This window comes from Streptomyces sp. NPDC048248, assembly GCF_043201875.1.
In the GTDB taxonomy this organism is placed as follows: Bacteria; Actinomycetota; Actinomycetes; order Streptomycetales; family Streptomycetaceae; genus Streptomyces.
The window spans coordinates 357,752-379,063 of sequence record NZ_JBICZL010000010.1 but is presented as its reverse complement, the minus strand read 5'-3'; the positions used below and the strand labels follow the sequence as shown (position 1 = coordinate 379,063).

Annotated in this window: 30 protein-coding genes and 1 pseudogene; 11 read left to right on the top strand and 20 right to left on the bottom strand. The window is 70.6% G+C overall.

Annotated features, from left to right (window positions below; all coding sequences use genetic code 11):
* Positions 1–31 precede the first annotated feature (31 nt).
* From ACGFZW_RS23875 to ACGFZW_RS23860, 4 genes are all read left to right on the top strand, one after another.
* A complete protein-coding gene (locus ACGFZW_RS23875; protein WP_393895215.1) occupies positions 32–289 on the top strand; it encodes an acyl carrier protein in 258 nt (85 codons plus the stop codon).
* A gap of 1 nt (position 290) precedes the next feature.
* A complete protein-coding gene (locus tag ACGFZW_RS23870) occupies positions 291–770 on the top strand; it encodes an SRPBCC family protein (RefSeq protein WP_393895214.1) in 480 nt (159 codons plus the stop codon).
* Between the two features lie 68 nt (positions 771–838).
* Positions 839–1,171: a TcmI family type II polyketide cyclase gene (locus ACGFZW_RS23865; protein WP_393895213.1), complete on the top strand. Its 333-nt coding sequence runs from the start codon at positions 839–841 to the stop codon at positions 1,169–1,171.
* 257 nt (positions 1,172–1,428) lie between these two features.
* Positions 1,429–1,758, top strand: a complete 330-nt coding sequence (locus tag ACGFZW_RS23860; RefSeq protein WP_393895212.1) for a putative quinol monooxygenase — start codon at positions 1,429–1,431, stop codon at positions 1,756–1,758.
* 27 nt (positions 1,759–1,785) lie between these two features.
* Here the strand turns inward: ACGFZW_RS23860 and ACGFZW_RS23855 are convergent, their stop codons facing one another.
* The 3 genes from ACGFZW_RS23855 to ACGFZW_RS23845 form a co-directional block, all read right to left on the bottom strand.
* Positions 1,786–2,424 (bottom strand): class I SAM-dependent DNA methyltransferase, encoded by a 639-nt coding sequence (locus ACGFZW_RS23855; protein ID WP_393895211.1) that lies wholly within the window; start codon positions 2,422–2,424, stop codon positions 1,786–1,788.
* Between the two features lie 329 nt (positions 2,425–2,753).
* Positions 2,754–3,098 carry a hypothetical protein gene (locus tag ACGFZW_RS23850; RefSeq protein WP_393895210.1) on the bottom strand — a complete coding sequence of 115 codons (345 nt, stop codon included), beginning with the start codon at positions 3,096–3,098 and terminating at the stop codon, positions 2,754–2,756.
* A 349-nt stretch (positions 3,099–3,447) separates the two neighbouring features.
* Positions 3,448–3,921 (bottom strand): NUDIX hydrolase, encoded by a 474-nt coding sequence (locus ACGFZW_RS23845; RefSeq protein WP_393895209.1) that lies wholly within the window; start codon positions 3,919–3,921, stop codon positions 3,448–3,450.
* A gap of 247 nt (positions 3,922–4,168) precedes the next feature.
* Here ACGFZW_RS23845 and ACGFZW_RS23840 point away from each other — a divergent pair.
* The 3 genes and pseudogenes from ACGFZW_RS23840 to ACGFZW_RS23830 all read left to right on the top strand — a co-directional run.
* A pseudogene (locus tag ACGFZW_RS23840) lies at positions 4,169–4,561 on the top strand (MarR family transcriptional regulator); the annotation flags it as partial.
* Position 4,562: 1 nt separating this feature from the next.
* Complete coding sequence (locus ACGFZW_RS23835; protein WP_393895208.1) at positions 4,563–5,048, top strand: peroxiredoxin; 486 nt, start codon at positions 4,563–4,565, stop codon at positions 5,046–5,048.
* Between the two features lie 290 nt (positions 5,049–5,338).
* Entirely contained in the window at positions 5,339–5,848 is a 510-nt protein-coding gene (locus ACGFZW_RS23830; RefSeq protein ID WP_393895207.1) for a DinB family protein, read from the top strand.
* Between the two features lie 52 nt (positions 5,849–5,900).
* Here ACGFZW_RS23830 and ACGFZW_RS23825 read toward each other — a convergent pair whose 3' ends face one another.
* Positions 5,901–6,626: a class I SAM-dependent methyltransferase gene (locus ACGFZW_RS23825; RefSeq protein ID WP_393895206.1), complete on the bottom strand. Its 726-nt coding sequence runs from the start codon at positions 6,624–6,626 to the stop codon at positions 5,901–5,903.
* A gap of 198 nt (positions 6,627–6,824) precedes the next feature.
* Between ACGFZW_RS23825 and ACGFZW_RS23820 the strand changes: the two genes are divergently transcribed.
* Positions 6,825–8,093, top strand: coding sequence for an ATP-binding protein (locus ACGFZW_RS23820; RefSeq protein ID WP_393895205.1), 1,269 nt, complete (start codon positions 6,825–6,827; stop codon positions 8,091–8,093).
* Between the two features lie 258 nt (positions 8,094–8,351).
* Here the strand turns inward: ACGFZW_RS23820 and ACGFZW_RS23815 are convergent, their stop codons facing one another.
* From ACGFZW_RS23815 to ACGFZW_RS23755, 13 genes are all read right to left on the bottom strand, one after another.
* Positions 8,352–8,531, bottom strand: coding sequence for a CsbD family protein (locus ACGFZW_RS23815; RefSeq protein ID WP_393895204.1), 180 nt, complete (start codon positions 8,529–8,531; stop codon positions 8,352–8,354).
* A gap of 206 nt (positions 8,532–8,737) precedes the next feature.
* A complete protein-coding gene (locus tag ACGFZW_RS23810) occupies positions 8,738–9,034 on the bottom strand; it encodes a gas vesicle protein K (protein ID WP_393895203.1) in 297 nt (98 codons plus the stop codon).
* A complete protein-coding gene (locus ACGFZW_RS23805; protein ID WP_393895202.1) occupies positions 9,031–9,261 on the bottom strand; it encodes a gas vesicle protein in 231 nt (76 codons plus the stop codon). Before ACGFZW_RS23805 ends, ACGFZW_RS23810 begins: the two co-directional genes overlap by 4 nt.
* Before the next feature lie 4 nt (positions 9,262–9,265).
* A complete protein-coding gene (locus tag ACGFZW_RS23800; RefSeq protein WP_393895201.1) occupies positions 9,266–10,111 on the bottom strand; it encodes a GvpL/GvpF family gas vesicle protein in 846 nt (281 codons plus the stop codon).
* Positions 10,108–10,470, bottom strand: coding sequence for a gas vesicle protein (locus ACGFZW_RS23795; RefSeq protein WP_393895290.1), 363 nt, complete (start codon positions 10,468–10,470; stop codon positions 10,108–10,110). The genes ACGFZW_RS23800 and ACGFZW_RS23795 overlap by 4 nt, the downstream gene beginning before the upstream one ends.
* 8 nt (positions 10,471–10,478) lie before the next feature.
* Positions 10,479–11,522: an SRPBCC family protein gene (locus ACGFZW_RS23790; protein WP_393895200.1), complete on the bottom strand. Its 1,044-nt coding sequence runs from the start codon at positions 11,520–11,522 to the stop codon at positions 10,479–10,481.
* A 5-nt stretch (positions 11,523–11,527) separates the two neighbouring features.
* A complete protein-coding gene (locus ACGFZW_RS23785) occupies positions 11,528–12,337 on the bottom strand; it encodes a histone protein (protein ID WP_393895199.1) in 810 nt (269 codons plus the stop codon).
* A gap of 15 nt (positions 12,338–12,352) precedes the next feature.
* The gene (locus ACGFZW_RS23780; protein ID WP_393895198.1) at positions 12,353–12,595 is read right to left on the bottom strand and encodes a gas vesicle protein GvpG; all 243 of its coding nucleotides are present in this window, start codon (positions 12,593–12,595) and stop codon (positions 12,353–12,355) included.
* Between the two features lies 1 nt (position 12,596).
* Positions 12,597–13,343 (bottom strand): GvpL/GvpF family gas vesicle protein, encoded by a 747-nt coding sequence (locus ACGFZW_RS23775; protein ID WP_393895197.1) that lies wholly within the window; start codon positions 13,341–13,343, stop codon positions 12,597–12,599.
* 3 nt (positions 13,344–13,346) lie between these two features.
* Positions 13,347–13,817 carry a gas vesicle protein GvpJ gene (gene gvpJ / locus ACGFZW_RS23770; RefSeq protein ID WP_393895196.1) on the bottom strand — a complete coding sequence of 157 codons (471 nt, stop codon included), beginning with the start codon at positions 13,815–13,817 and terminating at the stop codon, positions 13,347–13,349.
* Positions 13,818–13,851: 34 nt separating this feature from the next.
* Positions 13,852–14,172, bottom strand: a complete 321-nt coding sequence (locus tag ACGFZW_RS23765) for a gas vesicle protein (RefSeq protein WP_393895195.1) — start codon at positions 14,170–14,172, stop codon at positions 13,852–13,854.
* Between the two features lie 177 nt (positions 14,173–14,349).
* On the bottom strand, positions 14,350–14,541 hold the full coding sequence (locus ACGFZW_RS23760) for a DUF6381 family protein (RefSeq protein ID WP_393895194.1): 192 nt from the start codon (positions 14,539–14,541) through the stop codon (positions 14,350–14,352).
* Between the two features lie 202 nt (positions 14,542–14,743).
* Positions 14,744–14,944, bottom strand: a complete 201-nt coding sequence (locus ACGFZW_RS23755) for a hypothetical protein (RefSeq protein ID WP_393895193.1) — start codon at positions 14,942–14,944, stop codon at positions 14,744–14,746.
* A gap of 293 nt (positions 14,945–15,237) precedes the next feature.
* On the opposite strand from ACGFZW_RS23755, the gene ACGFZW_RS23750 reads away from it, so the two are divergent.
* Both ACGFZW_RS23750 and ACGFZW_RS23745 read left to right on the top strand, forming a co-directional pair.
* The gene (locus ACGFZW_RS23750; protein WP_393895192.1) at positions 15,238–16,110 is read left to right on the top strand and encodes a universal stress protein; all 873 of its coding nucleotides are present in this window, start codon (positions 15,238–15,240) and stop codon (positions 16,108–16,110) included.
* Between the two features lie 145 nt (positions 16,111–16,255).
* Positions 16,256–18,856, top strand: coding sequence for an ATP-dependent Clp protease ATP-binding subunit (locus ACGFZW_RS23745; RefSeq protein ID WP_393895191.1), 2,601 nt, complete (start codon positions 16,256–16,258; stop codon positions 18,854–18,856).
* Between the two features lie 34 nt (positions 18,857–18,890).
* On the opposite strand, the gene ACGFZW_RS23740 is transcribed toward ACGFZW_RS23745, so the two are convergent.
* The 3 genes from ACGFZW_RS23740 to ACGFZW_RS23730 all read right to left on the bottom strand — a co-directional run bounded on the left by ACGFZW_RS23740 (position 18,891) and on the right by ACGFZW_RS23730 (position 20,426).
* Positions 18,891–19,394: a metallophosphoesterase family protein gene (locus ACGFZW_RS23740; protein ID WP_393895190.1), complete on the bottom strand. Its 504-nt coding sequence runs from the start codon at positions 19,392–19,394 to the stop codon at positions 18,891–18,893.
* 92 nt (positions 19,395–19,486) lie between these two features.
* Positions 19,487–19,915, bottom strand: coding sequence for an ATP-binding protein (locus ACGFZW_RS23735; protein ID WP_393895189.1), 429 nt, complete (start codon positions 19,913–19,915; stop codon positions 19,487–19,489).
* Between the two features lie 112 nt (positions 19,916–20,027).
* Positions 20,028–20,426, bottom strand: coding sequence for a hypothetical protein (locus tag ACGFZW_RS23730; RefSeq protein WP_393895289.1), 399 nt, complete (start codon positions 20,424–20,426; stop codon positions 20,028–20,030).
* Positions 20,427–20,506: 80 nt separating this feature from the next.
* On the opposite strand from ACGFZW_RS23730, the gene ACGFZW_RS23725 reads away from it, so the two are divergent.
* Positions 20,507–21,295, top strand: a complete 789-nt coding sequence (locus ACGFZW_RS23725; protein WP_393895188.1) for a uracil-DNA glycosylase — start codon at positions 20,507–20,509, stop codon at positions 21,293–21,295.
* The last annotated feature ends 17 nt before the right edge of the window (positions 21,296–21,312 follow it).

Genomic DNA, 21,312 nt, shown 5'->3' with positions numbered 1-21,312 from the left:
CCGAGCCCCCTGTGGAGAGGAGAACCCGCTCATGACCGCTCAACTGACCCTCGAAGAGCTGGCCTCGCTGATGAAATCGGCCGCCGGCGTCACCGTCGACCCGAAGGAGCTCTCGAACCGGGCGGACTCACCGTTCGCCGACTTCGGCCTGGACTCGCTCGGCCTCCTCGGCATCGTGGGCGAGCTGGAGAACCGGCTGGCGCTGAGCATGCCGACCGACGCCGAGCGCTGCAAGACACCGCGCGACTTCCTCGACCTCGTCAACACCGCCCCCACGACAGGAGCCTGACATGTCCGGTCACACCGAGAACGAGATCACCATCGCGGCACCTCTCGACCTGGTCTGGAACATGACCAACGACCTGGAGAACTGGCCGCGGCTGTTCAGCGAGTACGCCGCGATCGAGGTGCTCTCCCGCGAGGGCGACAAGACGACCTTCCGCCTGACGATGCACCCGGACGACAACGGCAAGGTCTGGAGCTGGGTCTCGGAGCGCGTGACCGACCGCAAGGGGCTCGCCGTCCAGGCCCGCCGCGTCGAGACCGGCCCCTTCCAGCACATGGACATCCGCTGGGAGTACGCCGAGGTCCCGGGCGGGACCCGGATGCACTGGACCCAGGACTTCGCGATGAAGCCCGAGGCCCCGGTCGACGACAAGGGCATGACGGTCCACATCAACAAGAACTCCCGGATCCAGATGGAACTCATCCGGGACAAGATCGAACAGCGCGACCGCGAGCTGCGGGCCGCTGCCGTCACGGCCACCTGACCCCCGCCCGACGCTCCGTCCGGCCACCGTGCCACCGGCCGACCGGTGGCGACGAAGGGATCTCCCTGATGCACCACGCTCTGATCGTCGCTCGAATGGCACCGGGATCGGCTCCGGAGATCGCCGAGCTCTTCTCGGCCTCCGACCGCACGGAACTGCCGCACCTCGTCGGCGTCACCCGGCGGACCCTCTTCCAGTTCGGTGATGTGTATCTGCACCTCATCGAATCGGAACGGCCCGCCGGCCCCGAGATCGCCAAGCTGACGGAGCACCCCGAGTTCCGCAGCATCAGTGAGCGGCTGTCCACGTTCATCAGCCCGTACGACCCGGATACCTGGCGCGGCCCCAAGGACGCCATGGCTCAGGAGTTCTACCGCTGGCAACGGGACGGCACCGGCTGACGCACCGGGGCCCGGCTGAACCGGCCCGCCACGTCGGCGGCCCGCTCGCTTCGGCAAGCGGCCACCGGTGACCGCCGCGAGGACACCACCGCCTCGCGGCGGCTGCCGTGTCCGCGGGCTCCGGAGGGTCTCATCTGCGTACCGGCGAATTCGGCCCGCCCCGGGGGCCGTGGATAGGGTTCTGGTCGTGTCCGAACGTACGTCGGCACGCGGCGCACAGCGCGCACCTGGGATGACCGCAAGAGGACAGGAAACCGATGATTTTCATCACCGCCAAATTCAGCGTCCGCCCCGAATCCGCCGACCGCTGGCCGGAGATCACCGCCGACTTCACCGCCGCCTCGCGCAACGAGCCGGGCTGCCTGTGGTTCGACTGGTCCCGCAGCGTCGAGGACCCCACGGAGTACGTCTTGGTGGAGGCGTTCCGGGACGACGAGGCCGGCGCCTCGCACGTGCAGTCCGAGCACTTCAAGGCCGCACAGCAGAACCTGCCGCCGCACCTGTCCCGCACGCCCCGCATCGTGAACATGAAGCTGCCGCAGGAGGACTGGTCGCTGCTCGGCGAGATGGCCGTGCCGGAGAGCTGAGGGCGTTGTGAGGGGCCGGGGGCGGCGTCACGTCGTCCGCAGGACCACGACGCGGCAGGTCACCGGCTCTTGCGTGTGGTACGTCTGATCGGCCCGGTCCTCGACGAGGCGGGCGGCCCCACGCCGCGCCAACTCCTCGATGTGCCGCTGGAACCCCATGCGCTCCCAGGCCAGGGTGAGCACGGTCATGACCAGATGACCCCCGGGCCGGGCGACCGCCAGCAGCGGATCGATGCCCTCGGGCCCGACGTGACCGGCGGTGAAGGTGCCCGCGCAGACGACCGCACCGTAACTCTGCGGGCCGAAGGGCAGGGGGCGGGTGATGTCGGCCTGTTCCAACCGCCGGTAGACACCCTTGCCGCGGGCGACGTCGAGCATTCCCTGTGACAGGTCGACACCGTCGACCGTCGAGTACCCGCGCCGCGCCAACTCCGCGCCGACCAGGCCCGTTCCGCACCCGGCGTCGAGAATCGGGGTCCCGGCAGGCACGATGTCCGCGACCCGCTCGGCGACCAGTGCCGGACCGAGGTAGCCCAGGCCCTCGACGGTGTCCTCGTCGTAGCTGACGGCCCAGTCGTCATAGATACCGGTGCGCTGCTCGACATCACCGTCGAGGGAGTACATCCGCTTCAGGATCGGGTGCTGCACGGAGAACTGCTCGCTCACGGCCTCTCGCCTTTCGTGGACCGGAGCCCCGGCCAGGGCCCTCGGACATGCAGCGATGACGGCTCGTCGGCGGGATGCCGGCGGGCCGTCGGCGCTGCAGGAAGGGGCGGCCGAACGCGTCTCACGCCGCTCGGAAGAGGGCGATCCGCCCTACGGACGGGCGCGTCGCACTCGGATTGCCGTGAGCTCCATGGGGACAGGGGCGAAGAAGGAGCCCGGGGCCGGTCACCCGGCCCGTGGCGCGGAGAGACCGGCCGACCGCGGATCCTGCACACAGTGCGGCGCGTGGGCTCGGGCGTCCCCGAACCCACGACGACGCTCGTCAGGACCTAGAGGAGCCCGAGCAGGCCGAGCCCCAGCAGACCACTGTTCTCGGCCGCGACCTCACGGCCCTCGCGGTCCGTGGCCTGCTTGCTGCTGGGCTTCTTGGCGTGCTTCTTGTGGTGGCACTCGCGCGGGTCGGCGTGACGGTGCATACGGTCGGCCTGGCGGTTCATACGGTCGCCCTGGCGGTACCGAGACTCCGCCTGGCTCTGCGCACAGCGGTCCTGGGTGCCGCAGGTGACGCTCTGCGTACCGCTGGGCGCGGCGGATGCGGCGCCCGCCATCGGCACCGCGACGGCGGCCACGGTCAGACCTGCCACGGCGAGCCCGCGAGGAATCGAACGGAACATGCTTCCACCTTCATCTCAGGGGACAGGAAAAGGATATTCCCTGCAAAGCAGACAATAGGATGAATCAGCCGTGACGACTCGCGACCCACCGGAGAGTCACTGGAACGCAGCAGACACCGCGTCACCCGCGGTGCCCTGAAAGGGGCGACACACCCGGCGAGTGCGGCCGTCGCCCCTCTCAGGACCGCAGCGCTCACCACGAGAGCTGTCGACGGTGCATGAGTCGGCGATCTGGTCGCACAGCCGGGCAGCCGACGGTCCGCTTCGACGAGTCGTCAACCAGAGCTTCTCCGCCCGGTCATGGGATGCGGATGACGGCCGATCAGGCAGGTGGAGGTGGGTGGTTGCCTCAGTGCTGGATCAGGCCACCGACCGGGACGGGCGCGACGTGCCCGGTCGCCGGCAGGTTCTGCGCCATAGCCAGGCCGATGTCGACGAGCGATGACCGGCGCAGACCTGCGACGGCGGGGACCGGGGTCCAGACCGACTCGGCGATTTCACCGTTCGGCTCGGGCCGGAGTCCGCCGCCGGTGATGCGGACCCGATAGAAGATGCCGACATTCTGATGTTCCGGTCCGCCGGGGACGGTGCGTTCGGCTGCGGGGACGATCCTTGAGTCCACGCCCAGCAGGCGTTCGACCACCGCGTCGCAGCCGGTCTCCTCGGCGACCTCCCGGGTCACCGCATCGAACGGATCCTCCGCGTGCTCGACCCTGCCGCCCGGAAGAGTCCAGGTGCTCTCGCCCTTCGACGGCAGGTGACGGGCGAGCAGCACCCGCCCGCCCTCGATGCACACGGCGTACGCCGCCAGCCGGAAACTCATCCCCGCCCCTCCCCACCGGATGCCGATCCCACGTCCGAAATCCTCGCATCGCCAGAGCCCCTTCGCGCCTGACGGGCCTGAGGCGGCGTCCTCCCGCCACAGGCTCTGATCGACCACGCGGTCCCGGGCAACGCTGATGATCAGAGCCGCAAGGGTCCTCGGCTTCCAGCGGGCCCGGTAGACATCGTCGAAGTGGGCGTCCGCCCGGGCCACCGCGTCCACGAGGGGCAGACGCAGGGCTCGATGGCAACTGCTCAGTGCCGTTTCCGAGAACGCTCCGACCGTGGCCCAGGCGGCCCGCCGCCTGGGCGTCGCCCGACAGGGGGTCCAACACATCGCCAACGACCTCGTCCGCGAGGACCTGGCCGTCTTCCGGCGCTGCACCGCCTCAACGGCCGGACGCCACGCGCCCGGCCGTTACGGGGACCGGTGGTCCGGAGTGGACACCGGGGCCGGAACCCGGCGTAAGGAGCGAGTGCCGCACCACTCCGTGCCGCGGCTTGAGGGGGCCGCTGTCGGGTGCCGCGGGGCGAAGAGGAGGATGAGGCGAGCCACAGAGGTGGCTGCCGCGCCTGGGCCCGGACGCGCGGGCCGGCGCGGTCCGATACGCCGCAGCCGTTCCCGAGTCATTGGACCTTGAGATGTCGCCAGCACTGCAGACCGGAATGCCCGTACCCGACTTCACCCTGCCCGGCGGCGTGCTGGCCGGCGACCGGTTCGAGCGGAACTCCTACACGCTGTCCGAACGGCGCGGCCGGCCGCTCGTCCTGGCCTTCTACCCCGGCGACGACACCAGCGTGTGCACCAAGCAGCTGTGCTCCTACTCGTCCGGCCTGGAACAGTTCCAGGACCAGGATGCGGAAGTGTGGGCCATCAGCCCCCAAGACGTCGACAGCCACGAGCAGTTCGCCCGCAAGCACGGCCTGCGCATGCCACTGCTCGCCGACACCGACCGGCAGGTCGCGCGCGCCCTGGGCATCGCCGCGCCCGGCATCGGTCTGCGGCGCTCGGTGTTCCTGATCGCCCCGGACGGCACCCTGCGCTGGAAGCACGTCGCCCTCTTCGGCGCCACCTACCAGTCCCTGGACACCCTCACAGGCCACCTCGCCGCCCTCGACGGGGCCTGAATCCGGATACAGCCACCGCGGGCCGATCGGCCCGCGGCAGCGCGTGTCAGCCTGACCACCACGACATCCTCTGCTTGCCTTACGACACGGGTGCAGGGTCGACGGGAGCCTGCTCGCCCCGGCGGACGGCCTCTGCCGGCGTTCCCCCGGACGGGTCCGCTCCGGCCACGCCCTCCGGGACCGCACGACCATCCGGAGGACGAGCCCGGCGCCCGGGGACGCGCGCTCGGGCGGCCGCGAAGCCCCGCGCCCGTGAGAGCCCCATCTCCGTCGCCCGTAGAGGAGCCGTTATGACCACCAGCTCGGACCTGCTCGTCGATGCCTTCGGACGGATCCGGGAGGTCGTGGAGGACGTGGTCAGGGGATTGAACACCGACGAGCTGAGCACCCGTCTCGACGAGGGCGCCAACTCGATCGGCTGGCTCGTCTGGCATCTCACCCGCATCCAGGACGACCACATCGCCGCGGCGGCGGGCATCGAGCAGGTCTGGGTGGCCGAGGGGTGGTCCGACCGCTTCGACCTGCCCTTCGCCACGGACTCCACCGGCTACGGCCATTCGCCCGAGGACGTGGAAGCGGTGCGGGTGAGCGCACAACTGCTGACCGACTACCACCAGGAAGTGCACGAAAACACGGTCGCGTATGTCGCCGCGCTCACCGACAAGGACCTGGAACAGATCATCGACCGGGGCTGGACGCCTCCGGTCACGCTCGGGGCCCGGCTCATCAGCGTCATCGGCGACGATCTGCAGCACGCCGGTCAGGCCGCCTTCATCCGGGGCGTCCTGCGGCGCCGGTAGGCCGGGCCGCACCTGCCGGCGAGGGAAACGGCCACCTCCGTCGTCCCTTACCTCATGCCTTCCTGGCCACGACCAGCCGGCATTTGGGGCTGCCGTCGCCGCGACGACCCAACTCCTCCAGCGGCAGCAACTCCACGCGGAAGCCGGCCCGGAGCAGGTCCTCGCGCACCGGTCCCAGCGGCCAAGTGCGGTAGTACATGACGAACGGCGGGCGCCACAGCGCGTTGCGTACGCGCATCGCCGTGTCGAAGCCCAGGAGCGTCCAGTAGAGGGGCGAGCGGGACGGGGGCGGCGCACCGACCGGGAAGGCGAAGACGCCGCCGGGGCGCAGGGACCGGTTGACCTCGGCGAACAGCCGGGGGCGTTCCGCCGGGAGGAAATGGCCGAACGCGCCGAAGCTCACGGCCAGATCGAAGGCCGACGTGAACGGCAGGGCGCGGGCGTCCGCCTGTACCCACTCGACCGCCGGTGACCCGGTCGAGGCGACGGCGTCCCGGGCCGAGGCCAGCATTCCGGCGCTGAAGTCGACGCCGGTGACCCGCTTGCGGCACAGCGGTTGCAGCGCCCGCAGGCCCGCGCCGGTGCCGCAGCAGAGGTCGAGTCCCGCCTCGAAGGGGCCCAGACGGCGCAGGGTTCCCGCCACCGCGTCCAGGATCCGGTCGGGGGTGCGGAAAGAGGTGTGGTTGAACTTGGGAGCCAGGAGGTCGTATCCGTGCTGGACGGAGGAGAGCGCCTGCACGGTCAGTTCGCGGATGGTGGGTCCCTCGGCGGTGAACACGGGTCAAGGGTAGTCAGGGGCGGCATGGTCTCGTCCACAGCACGCTCGCGTGGGCACCGCCGGCCCTACGGGCCCCTGCGGTGGTCCTTTGCGGGCCGGGCCACACGGCCGCCCGCGGGCCCTGCCGCCGCGGGTGCCGGGCTCGGGGGCCGGCCGCATCATGGAAGGGGTAAGGCAGCGCCGGACTGGAGGCTGCGCATGGGTGGCTGGCATCTACGTGACTTCACCCCGGACGATCTGGAGGCGATCGTCCGGCTCGACTCCGAGAGTGCTCACCGCGACCCGCGCGGCGTCTTCCGTCTGTCGGATGTCGTCGCGGCGCTCCAGGGCCTCCACCCCACCATCGTCGCCGTGGCCGACGGTCGCCTGGTGGGCGCCGCGGTGGGCCGCGTCGAGGGCGACCGGGCGTGGATCCTGCGGATCGGCATTCATCCGTCGTGGCGCAATCTGGGTATGGGCAGCGCCATGCTGTCGGCCCTGGAGCACCGTCTCCAGACAGCCGGCGCGAGCACGCTGGCCGCCGTCCTCCCCGAGGGCGAATGCGGCTCGACGGCGTTGCACCATTCCGGCTTCCGGCCCCTCGACGGCCTCACCTACTTCGAGAAGACCGAAGTGGTCACCGCGCAGGACTCCGCGCTCCTGGCCTCCTTGGGCGGGGTGGTACCACCCGCCGGTGGGTGGGGGCAGTTGGCGGGGATGGCGGCGGAGAAGCAGCTCATCGAACGCCGTCTGGTCCTTCCGCTCGCCCATCCGGAGCTGGCGGCGGAGCACGGTGTCGAACCGCCCCGGGCCGTGGTGCTCTTCGGGCCTCCGGGCACCGGGAAGAGCACCTTCGCCACGGCGGTCGCCAGCCGCCTCGGGTGGCCCTTCGTGGAACTCCTCCCGTCCCGGCTCGCGCTGGAGGACGGGCTGGCAACGGGGCTGAGCAGGCACTTCGACCAGATCGCACAGCTCGATCACGCGCTGGTCTTCATCGATGAGGTCGAGGAGGTCGCCGGTCTGCGCAGCGGCTCGGACCCGGCGTCCGTCGGGGTGGTCAACGAGCTCCTGAAGTCGATCGTGCGGTTCCGCGACCGCGACGGCCGGCTGCTGATCTGCGCCACCAACAACGTGTCCACGCTGGACCCGGCGTTTTTGCGCCACGGACGCTTCGACTACGTACTGCCCGTCGGCCCGCCCGACGCCGAAGCGCGCGGCGCGCTGTGGACAAGCTACCTGGCCAGGGCGGGTGCCGAGGCCGACACCGCGGTGCTCGCGGAGGCCAGCGAGGGGTTCACCCCGGCGGACATCGCGCAGGTGGCCCGGGCGGTGGCACAGACCGCCTTCGAGCGCACCCTGGACACGGGGAACCGCTGCCGCCCGGTCACGGACGACTACCTCCACACCATCCGCCGGACCCGCCCCACCGTCACGACGGAGATGGCGCTGGCCTTCGCCGACCAGACCAGCAGGTACGGGCGCACCTGAAGGAGCGGAGCGGACGCCCACGCCTGACACCGGGTGCTCGCCGAGGAGGTGCCGTATGCGCTCCGGATCCGGCATTCGAGCCCTCACCGCCCTGCGCGCGGCCTCCCGGTGGCGTCCGCGTTCGCCTCATCGTCCGGAACGGTCCGACGCGACGCCCCCGCCGGAGCGGTTCGCCCAGGGGGCGTGCCTGCGGAACGGACACTCCCCCACTGGCGGGAGGGAGAAGGAACCTCAATTCCCTCTCCCCTCAACCCTCGTTCAGCCCTTGTGCCTGAACATGTCCTTGACCTTCTCCTTGGCCTGGCGGGCGGCGCCCATGCTCCGCTCGGCCTGGCCTTCGGTGGCCATCCTTTCGTTCCCCACCGCACGCCCCGTATGCCTCTTGAGCGTGCCCTTCAGCTCCTCGGCCCGTGCCCGGGCCTTCTCGCTCCGACTCATGGCGTGGTCCTTCCTCATCGCCCGGCCCCCGGCCCGCTCCTCCGGTCGGCGCGGTGGTCCGGCCCACTCATAAGAATCGCACACTGAGCTCGAAAACAGGGCAAAAGGGTGATACGAGCGCGGGAAGCCACCGGCGGCCACGCTCCGCTGCCGAGAGCGCACGCCTCGGGCGAGGACAGCACCCCGGCGACGCGCGGGGACCGGCTTCAGTCCCGCGGCAGCAGCGAGCCCAGCGGCCCGAGGTCGAGATTGAGGTCTTCGAGGCGCAGGCCGTGCTGGTCGCAGAGTTCGTTCATCCGCTCGTCGAGAAGCATGAGCGTCTCGCCGATCCGGTCCACCTGCTCGTCGCTCAGATCGCCCTGCTCCACCCGGCGGATCGCCTGCCGCTCCATCAGCTGCCGCAGCAGTTCGACCACCGTCAGTACCAAGGCCACCAGGTCGCGGCCGACTTGATCGCGGTCGATGTCGAATCTGTTCTCCGCCGGCGTGGGCCGCCCGCTCACAGGGGCCCTCCGTCCGACCAGGGCGCGGGGACCCGCTCGCTGACCGACGAGAGGAGCGCGTGCAGCGACAGACGCACCAGAGGTACGTCCGCGATGGCGATGACCAGATCGCCGCTGATGACGACGCCGGTGGAGAGCACACGGTCCAGCAGGTCCACCAGCGGGACCCCGATCGGCCCGGACAGCGGCTCCGGTGTCTCCCATGGAACGGGCGTATGCGCGGACACCGCCTCACACCTCCCCGGCGAAGGAGTACGGCGCCCACGGCCCGGACATCTCGATCTGCGCGCCGGTCCGCTCGCGCAGGGCCGCCACCATGCCGGCAAGGGCCTGCTCCCGCTCCGCCGCCACCAGGTACGCGGCGTTGAGAACCTGCAGGCGGTGCTTCTCCCCCGTCACCTCGTGGCTGTGCGTGCGGAGCCGACGGGCCGCGGTCGCCAGCCGGGACAGCGCGGCGTCGACATCCTCAGCGGTCCGAAGTGCGCGGTCGTGGTGCTGCTCCCGAGTTCGTTGCAGCCCACGCTTGCGCTCCAGATAGGCGCGACCGGCATTGACGCTTCCGACGCCGTCACGGGCGCGCCGCGGGCCGGCGGTGCCGCCTCCGGACGGCTCGGGGGCGGCGGGGCCGGTGGTGGCAGGAGAAGCGGCTGGCAGGTAGACCTTGATGCCCCACTCGACATGGCCTTCGATGCGGTCCAACGATGCGGCGAATCGCTCCACGTCCTCGCCCAGAGCCTGCCGGGCCCGCTCGTCCCCCCGGTACAGGGTCGCCAGCGCCAGGGGCGCCGTCGGCCCGCAGGCCGCAGCCGCGGTCACCACCTCGTGATGGGCGCGGGCGCACCGCTCCAACTCCTGGCGGTCCGACAGACGCTGCTGCCAGGACTCCTCGGTGAACGCGTCGGCGGGGACGTGCTGGACGACCGCCGTGAGCGGTCCGAACGGCAGCGCACGTACGGGCTCGCCGGCGGCGAGGCCCGGCAGACCGGTGAAGACGGCGGGATCGACACCGCGGCACACGGCGAAGACGTAGGTGGCGGGGGCTTCCTCGCGGACGCCGGAGGAGGTCTGCGTCGTCATGCCCCGGCCTTGTCCTTGCGGCGAGCGGGAGCGGACGCGCCGTCCTCGTCGGCGGACTCCAGCGCCTCCACCCGTTCGCGCAGGCGCTCGTTCTCCTCCCGGAGTTCGTCGCGGGCCGCCTTGGAGCTGAGCGCCGGGTCGGTCTCCCACCAGTCGATGCCGGCCTTCCTGGCCGTCTCCACGGAGGAGACGAACAGACGCAGCCGAATGGTGAGGAGTTCGATGTCGAGGAGGTCGATCTTGATGTCCCCGGCGATGACGATGCCCTTGTCGAGGACGCGTTCGAGGATTTCGGCGAGGTTGGTGGTACTGGGACCGTTGGCGGGCGCGGCGGCCTGCCTGAAGTCGACATCGGTCACGTGGTCACTCATTCCTCTTCTTCGTCGTCACGCTCTTCGTCGGCCTCTTCCCCGTCGCCGTCCTCGTCCTCCTCGGGGTACTCGTCCTCGTCCTCCTCGCCGTCCTCTGCTTCCTCGTCCTCGTCGTACTCGTCCTCGGCTTCGCCGTCCTCCGCCTCGTCCTCGTCCTCGTACTCGCCGTCCTCGTCCTCCTCGGCGCCCTCTTCGCCCTCTTCCTCTTCCTTCTCAGCATCTTCTTCCTCGACAGCTTCTTCGTGCGTGCGCACGACCTCGCCGTCGCGGATTTCACCACGCCAGCCCTCCGGCTCCTCGTCGGTCAGGGTGACGTAGCGCTGGAAGTGTTTGAAGTCGAGCCGCAGCCGGCGGCCCTGGGCGCGCCAGATGTTTCCGGTCTTCTCGAAGAAGCCCGAGGCGTAGTACTCGACGACGAGGACGACGCGGGTCAGACCCGGCGTCAGTTCATGGAAACTGACCACTCCTCGGGTGGTGCCCTTCGCCCCCTCGGACGTCCAGATGATGCGCTCGTCGGGCACCTGCTCCTGGACGGTCGCCTTCCAGCCGCGGGTCGAGGGACCGACCTTGGCCTTCCAGTCGCTCGTCACCTCGTCGCTCTGCGACACATCGCGCACGCCCTTGGTGAAACCGCTGAACTTGTCGTAGCGGGTCCAGTGGTCGTAGACCGTGCGCAAGGGCAGGCCGATATCGAGGACCTCGATGATGTTGGTGACCTTCGTGTCCCCCGATTTGCGACCCTTTCCGCCGCCACCGCCGAGGGCTTCCTTCGCCTTCCCCACGACGTTGTCCTTGACGCCCTTCGCCTTCTCGGCGATGAACGCCTTGGCAGGATTCTCGCCTTTGAGGAGGCGGGATCCCATCTTCAGCATTCCGCCGCTCTCGCCGCCCTCGGCGAGCTGCTGGGTCACATCGGTCAGCTTGCCGCCGGCCTTCTCGGCCAGGTTCCCCACCTTCGCACTCAGATAGTTCCCGAGTTCCGAACGCACTCGGTCCATTCCCGAGTCTCCGGCGTCCTTGTCCCGTCCCGTCTTGGCCATGACGGCTACCTCCGGCGGTCCGCGCGCGATGATGTCTTCTTGGCTGTCGTCTTCGACGACGAGGCTGCCTTCTTCCCTGCGGTGGACTTCTTCGCCGCGGTCTTCTTCGCCGGTGCCTTCTTGGCGGCGGTCTTCTTGGCCGCAGTCTTCTTGGCCGGCGCGGACTTCTTGGCGGGCGCGGACTTCTTCGCCGCCGCCTTCTTCGCGGGTGCCGACTTCTTCTGGGCCGTCTTCTTGGCTGGAGTCGACTTCTTGTCCTCGCCGGAGTCGGCGGACTTCTTGGCCTCCGGCTTCCGGCCACCTCTCTTCTCTTCCTTCTTACCGGAGCCGCGCGGCTCCTCCTCTTCCTCCGGCTCCTCCTCTTCCTCCGGCTCCTCGCCCTCTTCCTCCTCCGGCGGCTCCTCGTCCTCCGGCTCCTCCTCGTCCTCCTCGTACTCCTCCTCCGGCTCCTCCTCGTCCTCGTAGTCGTCCTCGTACTCGTCTTCCGGTTCTTCCTCATCGGCCGCGCCGATGCGGAGTGTGCGGTCGTGGAGGGAATCGGCGAAGGAGGAGAGACGGCGGTTCGCGGCAGCGGAGACGGCATCCCGGCCGGCATCCAGCAGTTCCCCGCGCACCTGGTCGCTCAATTCGGCGACCTGTGGGATCTCACTGATCCTGCGGACTCCTTCCGCGACGAGCTGACGCGGTTCGAGCCCCATTTGACGCCCCGCGATATAGGTCGCCGCAGTGAGAGCGAGCCGGCCCTTCTTCGTACGGCCCAGTACGTAGCCACCCGCGACGGCGGCAGCGAGCAGGACCTTGGTCCGGTCATTCATGGGCAGGTCACCTCTTCATTGGCAGACAACCGATCGCCGCCCGTGCAAGAGATCGAGCAGCCGATCCTCTTCGCGTTCGAACGCCTCCGTGCTGAGGTGTCCTTCTTCGTATTCCTGGTTGAGCGCGGCGAGCCGGCTCCGGATGACGGCGGGGTCGTGCAGTTCGCGATCGGCCGCCAGCGCCATCTGGTCGGCGACCCAGACCACTCCCCGTACCGGAGCGAGCGGCAGAGTGAGAATCCCGCTGAGCAATCCCATGTCACGCTCCGATACTTCCGGCCGGTACCTCGGCCTCAAGGAAGCTGTAGCAAGGCAGCGGGCCCGCCACCCGCAGTTCGGCCCTGTTGCGGTGGTGCGCGGCGAGGCGCTCCACTTCCGCGCGGAAGCCGGCGCTGTCGCAGCGGTCCACCAGGAACGACGTGTTCACCACGCATCCGGCGACCTCCGGCCCGGCGGAGACCGCATGGGACGAGGCAGCCAGGTGGCTCACCACCTCGCGCCCGGCCTCGGTGGCCCGGCGGGTGAGCGCCCCCGCCACGGCCTCGCCCAGGCGCATATTGGCCTGGTAACTCGGCCGGCGGCGTACCGCGTCGCGCAGTGCGCGGACGGTGGCGTCCTCCCGGACGAGGGCCGCGAGCGCGTCGTTGGCGGGCATCACCTTGACGTTCATCTCCACACGACCGGCAAGCCGTTCCAGGACCGCGAGATGGCTGTCTTCCGCGTCCGCCAACTGTCGGCGTACCGCGGACTCGTCCGCCGCGACCATGCCGAACCGCATCGGGAGAACCGGCCCGTCCTCGGCCAGCCGTAGCAGCAGTTCCTGGTGCGCCAGCAGATCGCGGCGACGTGCCCGCAGGTCGAGCGGGGCGGCGCTGATGACGGCTGTCAGCCGCCCCACGGTGCAGGTCGTCACCGCACCCGGTGGGCTGCCCACTCCGCGCAGACCGGTGGGCACCGGGTGGTCGGCCCGGACCGTGCCGTAGACGTAAGCGCCGGCGTCCGTCACGGATCAGTCCTCCTCTGTCGTGCGCCGGCGGGAGGCCGCTCCGGACTTGGCGGGCGCACGCCTGCGCCGCTGGGGCTGCTCATCGCCCTCGTCGTCCTCGTCGGAGTCGTCGCCGCCTCCGACGGCGGTGCGGACGGTGTCCCCGACGGATTTGGCCGCCTTCTGTACCTTGCGTTTTCCGACGCTCTTCGCCGCCTGGCCGCTGAACAGTTCCGGAACGGTGACGCTGCCCGAGTCCCGCTCCAGATCCAGGCGGTTGCACGCCTCGGCGAACCGCAGATACGTATCGACGCTGGCGACCACGATGCGCGCGTCGATCTTGAGAATCTCGATGCCCACCAGGGACACCCGGATGAACACATCGATGACCATGCCCCGGTCCAGGATGAGTTCCAGCACGTCGTACAACGTGCCCGCCCTCGGCGGACAGGGGACTACCTCGCCCGCATAGCCGGAATAGGTGGTCGTGGTCATCTGGGTGTCCTCTCAGCCGGTCGGATCGGGGTGATCACTCGTCAGCCGCGCCTCGCCGATAACGGCGGGTCCGGTAGTACTCCAACAGCTGGCCCTCTTGGTCGAGCAGTACGTCGTAGCTCGCGAGCAGGCTCGTGGTATCCGGAATGCGTTCCAATTCGAGAACCTCCACCGCGACGCACCACCCGTCATCGGTGCGGCGGACAGCGGAAACACCCTCCACCCGGTGGTTGATCAGGCTCTGCAGCAGTTCTGTGGCATCGCGTGCCACACTTCCGGGGCCGTTCGCCGGCTTCTTGTGTTTCCGGGCGGCCGTCGACGTCGACCGAGTCCGCGTTCGGGTTTGCTCTGCCATATTTCCAAGTCTGATCGTCTTCTCGCACCGCGCATCCTGAGCGGGTCCGAATAGCCGGACCTCGGGCATACGGAGCCCGTGCGGCGTACCGAAGGCGCCGTCGCAGCCGCCGGTGGCCTCCCGCTCCGAGGGCGAAGGAGACCACCGGCGAATCCGGTGCTCTGCACGCGGCTGAACTCACAGCGAGGGGTAGATGTCCCCGCTGCCCATGCTGCTCTCCTGCTCGCTCTGTTGCTTCAGCCTGGCGGCCTTCTGCTGGAGCCGCTTCCGCTCCTGCGGGTCGCCGGCGCGCTCGGCGGCCTCGTTCAGCTCCTTGGCCTTGTCACGCATCTGCCGGGCGCGTTCCATGGCTTCGTCTGCGGGGCTCATGGTCACTCCTTGCTCGTTCGTCGAGAGGGGGAACTGCCACTCAGCGAATCAGCACCCGTCCGGCCCGGCACCTCGAGCGGTCACGCTCCGCGACCGCCGCCGGAGTACGCCGTCCCCGCCGCTCCGCCAGGGGCCTCCCCCGGGCCGTCGGGGCTCCCTACCGGCCATTCGCCTGCCGACGTGACGCCCCGGCGGCCACTTGCTACCGCGGCGGCGGATCCGGGCGGTGCATACGCTCGAATTCCTCCTTGAGCCGCCTCCTGCGCTCCCAGCCGGACGTGCCGGTGCGCTTGGGTGACGGCTCGGCGGCCGGTGACTCCTCACGAGCGGCGGGCTCGGCCGGGTGGGAGTCATGGCGGGCGTCCCCCGCCAGCATCTTCTTGAGCCTGTCCGCCATGCTCATGCGTGGCCTCCTCGACGCATCGGCGGCTCCCCCGTCCCTTTCAGGATCGGGGTCGGCGGGGCTCTTCGCACGCGGGCGGCGAAGTCGCAACCGCAGCCCGCTCACGTGCCGGCGGGACGTCGTCGCGGAACGGGCCCTGAGGCGCCCGGAGAGCCTCGACGACCGTTGGCCGAAAGTAGGCCGTTCGGTGGGCGGGACGGGCCCACACGGCGCGTGAGAGCGCGGGGCACGGGTAGTCGGGACGACCGGAGAACGGTTTGCCGGCGAAGTCGAAGAGCAGAGGAGCAGTCTCGATGTACGACGCCAACGCGACCGACCGCCCCGTGCTGGTGGGAGTCGAGGAAGGCGGCGACCAGCACACCATCGTGCGGCACGCGGCACGACAGGCCGCATTGCACAACAGGCCGCTGCGCCTCCTGCACGTGGTCGAGGCGGGGGACACCCAGGAGCGCCGGACCGCCGCGACGGCGCTCGGCGCCGGGGTCGTCGAACCCCTCACCGCCATGGTGCGGCTCGACTTTCCCCAGGTGCCGGTGACGGCGGAGGTGGTACCCGGCCGGCCCGCCGCGGTACTGGTGGAACGCTCCTCAAAGGCGGCGCTGCTGGTGCTCGGCCATCGCGGCAGCGGCGGGTTCGCGCGGCTGCCGCTCGGTTCGGTGAGCTGGCAGGTGGCCACCCATGCCGCCTGCCCGGTCATCGTCGTCCGCCCCGGCGAGACCTCGACCGCACCGGAGAACCGGGTCGTGGTCGGCGTGGACATCTCCGAGGTGTCGGAGGAAGCGCTGGACCTGGCGTTCGCCGAGGCCGATCTGCGAGGTGCGCGCCTTGAGCTGCTGCACGCCAACTTCCACCTCGGCGAGATGCCCACCGGCCCCGGCATGGTGGCGCCGGACTTCAAGGCCCTCGACGACGCTGCGCGGCGTCAGCTGGAAGCGGTGGCGGCCGAGCGAGGGGCGCGCTACCCCCGGGTCGCGGTGGAGGTGCGCGTCGAGCGGGTCCGCCCCGCGACGATCCTGGCGGAGGCCTCGCGCCGGGCCGCTCTGCTGGTCGTCGGCTCGCACGGGCGCACCGGCCTGCGCAGGCTCATGCTGGGGTCGGTGAGTGCGGCGGCGCTGCACACCGCCGCTTCGCCCGTCGCGGTGGTGCCCACCGGGGACAGCGACTGACGGACAACCCTGGCCCCGCTACCCGTGCCGGCCGTGTGTGACGTCGCCCGTCCTGGGCACCCGCGAGGGCAGCGGCACAAGGACCCGACAGCAACCCGACAGAGCAGCATGTCGCGGCGCCGTCGTGACAGCGGAACGGACACACATGAGCAACGGTTTCATGGGTCCGGAGGGCTTCGGCCAGGACCCGTTCGACGACTTCCTCGCGCGCGTCTTCGGCCGTGCCGCGAACTCCTCCAAGGACGCACGGCGCCCCATGCCGCGGCAGGCGGACATCGCCCGGCTGATGAGCGGACCGGCCCGGCAACTGGTCACGGCGGCGGCCGCCTACGCAGCGGAACACGGCAGCTCCGAACTCGGCACCGAGCACCTTTTGCGGGTGGCGCTCTCCACGGAGCCGACCCGCAGCCTGGTGCAGCAGTCGGGAGTCGACCCGGACGCGCTGGCCGCCGACATCGACCGCAAGGTCGGGACCGGCCCGCATCAGACGAGTGTCGCCGTCACCCCGGCCGTCAAGCGCGCCCTGCTGGGCGCCCATGACCTGGCACTGGGCACCGGGGCCTCGTACATCGGTCCGGAGCACGTGCTCGGGGCGCTCGCGTCCAACCCGGACTCGGCGGCGGGCCGCATCCTCAACATCGTCCACTTCGACCCGCAGTCCGGCCCCCCGGCCGCATTCGGGTCTCCGCCGGCCGGTGCGGAGCACCCGCCGGCGCCGAGCCACGACACCCCCACCCTCGACAAGTACAGCCGCGACCTGACGGACATGGCGCGGGCGGGCCGGATCGACCCGGTCATCGGCCGCGACGAGCAGATCGAGCAGACGATCGAGGTGCTCTCCCGCCGCGGGAAGAACAACCCGGTGCTGGTCGGCGACGCCGGCGTCGGCAAGACGGCGATCGTCGAGGGCCTGGCGCAGCGTCTGGCCGACGGGGACGTACCCGACCAGCTGGCCGGACGCCGGGTCGTCGCGCTGGATCTGACCGGCGTCGTCGCGGGCACCCGCTACCGGGGTGACTTCGAGGAGCGGATGAACAACATCATCGAGGAGGTACGGGCGCACTCCGACTCGCTGATCGTCTTCATCGACGAGCTGCACACCGTCGTCGGGGCCGGCGGTGGCGGCTCGGAGGGCGGTTCCCTGGAGGCGAGCAACATGCTCAAGCCCGCGCTCGCCCGCGGGGAGCTGCACATCATCGGAGCCACGACGCTGGAGGAGTTCCGGCGCCACATCGAGAAGGACGCGGCGCTCGCCCGCCGCTTCCAGCCCATCCTGGTGCCGGAGCCCACGGTCGCCGACACGGTCGAGATCCTGCGCGGGCTGCAGGACCGCTACGAGGCGCATCACCAGGTGCGCTATACCGACGAGGCGCTGCTTGCCGCCGTCGAACTCTCCGACCGCTACATCACGCACCGCTTCCTCCCCGACAAGGCCATCGACCTGATCGACCAGGCGGGCGCCCGGGTGCGGCTGCGGTCGGGGACGAAGACCAGCGACACACGCAACCTCGAACGCGAGGCCGAGCAACTGGTCAGGGACAAGGACCAGGCGGTCGCCTCCGAGCAGTACGAGCGGGCCACCGAGCTACGTGACCGCATCGCCGAGATCACCGCACGGATCGAGGCGGGTGCGAGCGAGAGCTCGGCCCAGACCTCGGGCGACGGCCGGATCGTCGAGGTCACAGCGGAGAATGTCGCCGAGATCGTGTCACGGCAGACCGGTGTCCCCGTCAGCAGCCTGACCGAGGAGGAGAAGAGCCGGCTGCTCGGCCTGGAGGAGCGACTCCGCACCCGGGTGATCGGCCAGGAGGACGCCGTCACTGCCGTCTCCGAGGCCGTGTTGCGCTCGCGGGCGGGCCTCGCCGACCCCAGCCGCCCGATCGGCAGCTTCCTCTTCCTCGGGCCGACCGGTGTGGGCAAGACCGAACTGGCCCGCGCCCTCGCCGAGGCGCTGTTCGGCAGCGAGGACCGGATGGTGCGGCTGGACATGAGCGAGTATCAGGAGCGGCACACCGTCAGCAGGCTGGTCGGTGCGCCGCCCGGATACGTCGGCCATGAGGACGCCGGTCAGCTGACCGAGGCCGTGCGCCACCACCCGTATTCGCTGCTGCTGCTCGACGAGGTGGAAAAGGCCCACCCGGATGTCTTCAACATGCTTCTGCAGGTGCTCGACGACGGGCATCTGAGCGACGCGCAGGGCCGGACGATCGACTTCAAGAACACGGTCATCGTGATGACGAGCAACCTCGGCTCCGACGCCCTCAGCGGCGGCCGCGGCATGCTGGGCTTCGGAACGGCCGGCTCCGGGGCGGACGCCGACGACGGTGCCCGGGAGCGGGCGCTGGGGACGCTGCGCGAACACTTCCGCCCGGAGTTCCTCAACCGGCTCGACGAGATCATCGTCTTCCGGCGGCTCGACGACGACCAGCTGCGCCGGATCACCGACCTCCTGCTGGAGGGCAACCGCCGCAGGCTGCACGCGCAGGACATCACCATCGAGTTCACGCCGGAGGCCGTGGACTGGCTCACCAAGCACGGCTATCAGCCGGAGTACGGCGCCCGTCCGCTGCGGCGCACCATCCAGCGTGAGATCGACAATCCGCTGTCCCGGCTGCTGCTCGACGGCGCGCTGTCGGCGGGCGACCGGGTGCGCGTGGAGACGAAGGACGATCAGCTGACGTTCCACACCGGCAGGGAAGAGGACGGAAGCGGCGCCGGGAGCACCGCGCCCACCGCGACCACGTGACGGGAGCGGTGTCCGGGCCCGCCGTGCGCCTCGGTCACCGCCGGTGGGGCAACCGGTGCAGCTCCACCTCGGTGAGCCGGCCCTTCGCCACGCGCGCCGTCATATAGGTGCAGTACGGCTGTCGTCTGCGGTCCGTCGGTGACCCGGGGTTCAGCAGGCGCAGCCGCTCGTCGGCGGTGGAGTCCCACGGGATGTGGCTGTGCCCGAACACCAGCACGTCCAGGTCGGGGTACCGGTCCGCGCACCTTCGTTCGCGCCCCTGGGCCGGGCCGGTCTCATGCACCACGCCGAGCCGTACGCCGTCCAGTTCCGCGTACGCCACCTCGGGCAGCCGCGCCCGGAGCTCGGGCCCGTCGTTGTTGCCGTACACCCCGATCAGCCGCCGGGCGCGGTCCTCCAGCAGGTCCAGGGTGGCGGTGTCCACCCAGTCCCCCGCGTGCACGACGACGTCGGCGCGCGGCACCTCGTCGAGAAGTGGCGACGGCAGCGCTTTGGCGCGCTTGGGCAGATGAGTGTCGGAGATGAGGAGCAATCGCACCAGGCGACAGTACGTGGCACGGGCGGGCGCAGGGGTAGCGGATCAAGGTCACCGAACGGCGATGACGCGAATGGGCCTCAGCGTCGAGACGATCACGATTCCTGGTCGGTGGAGCGGCCGTGCAGCCGGAACCACACCCACTTTCCCGAGCGCGTGCGGTCGTAGCCCCAGGAGTCCGCGAGGGCGCCCAGGACCTCGGTTCCCCGACCTTCGTCCGGCAGCGGGTCGCCCCCGGTGTCCCTGCTCATGGGCAGGGCGGCTGAGGTATCACCCACAGCGGCGAAGAGGTGGCCGGAGTCGTCGGCGATGAGCATCAGCCTGAGCCCCGTGGTGTCGGTGTGCCGGAGAGCATTGGTGACGACCTCGGTGAGGCACAGGCGTCCCGGGTCGAACAGGAGCGACCGGGGATCAACAACCTCCACAAGCGCCTCCCTGGCCAGCGCCGGAGCGCTCTCGTCCTGGGGGAGCCGCATGGCCAAGGGGCGTACCGTCGCGTCGGAGACTGTCGTGGGCGTGGGCATCAGAGCGGAGACCTTTCCTGGCGTCACCCTCGATGTGCCCGCGGGGCGACGCTCCACCCGGGACTTCGGTCCCGAACCAGGGGGGCCATGCGGCCCTGCCGCGCACTACGCCTCAAGGGCGCGGGTTCGTCCGCGTCCAGCCGGGGCGGGCGTCGCCTCCCCTGCGCCCGGCGACCGACGCGCAGCGCGGGCACACACGCTGGACCCGGTCCGCCGCCCCGCCCGACTCCGGGAAGGTCTCGGGCCAGGCGATGTGCGGGAAGCGGAGCAGCTGCGAACGGCTGAGGGCCAGGCCGCACACGGTCTGGTTCCTGCCCTGTTCCCAGGCGTGGACCTCGCCCGCCGGCGTCGGCGGTCTCGGGAGACGTGCGCGGTGCGACGGCCGTCCACCGTCGTCCCTGAGCCGCCGACCATCTCGTCCATCCGCCGCCCACCTGCCTTTCCTCACCCTGCGGTGCCGCCTCCCGCGGCCTTTCCCCGCCCACGGGCCCGGCCCCGGTACGCCTCCCATGGTCAAGGGGCCACACCGGCACCGCATCCCGTGCCCGCACCGGGACGCTCGGTGACCCGGACACCGCCTAGCGTGGAGGAATGGACGAGACCGCAGCGGCAGGTCCACCGCCGCCCAGCAGCGATGCCGGCTTTCCGGCCTACCACGCGGCGCGCTGCGGTGGGCTGGCCGAGCTCGACGCGCAGGTTGCCCGTTGCCGGGCCTGCCCACGGCTGGTGGACTGGCGGGAGGAGGTCGCCGCGAACCGGCGCGCGGCGTTCCGCGACTGGGACTACTGGGCGAAGCCGGTGCCCGGCTTCGGACCGCCGGACGCGTCACTGGCCGTTGTCGGCCTTGCGCCCGCCGCGCACGGCGGCAACCGCACCGGGCGCATGTTCACCGGGGACGCCTCCGGCGACTTCCTGTTCGCTGCGCTGCACGAGGTCGGTTTGGCTTCCCAGCCCACCGCCACACACCGGGGCGACGGCCTGGAGCTGTACGGCGTACGGGTCACCGCCCCGGTGCACTGCGCGCCGCCGGAGAACAAGCCGACCCCTTCGGAGCGGAACACCTGCCGCCCCTGGCTGGCGGCTGAACTCGCGCTGCTGCGGCCGCATCTGCGCGTGATCGTCGCCCTGGGTGCCTTCGGCTGGCAGGCACTGCTGCCCGTCCTCGCGGAGGCGGGCCTGACGATCCCCCGGCCCCGGCCGGCGTTCGGCCACGGCGCGGAGCTGGTGCTGCCCGCCGCCGATGGACACGAGGAACTGCGGGTCCTGGGGAGCTACCACCCCAGCCAACGCAACACCTTCACCGGGCGGCTCACCTCCGCCATGCTCGTCGAGCTGCTCACGCACGCCGCCGAACTGGCGGGCCTGACGCCGGGCAAGTGAAGGGGAGCACGGCGGAG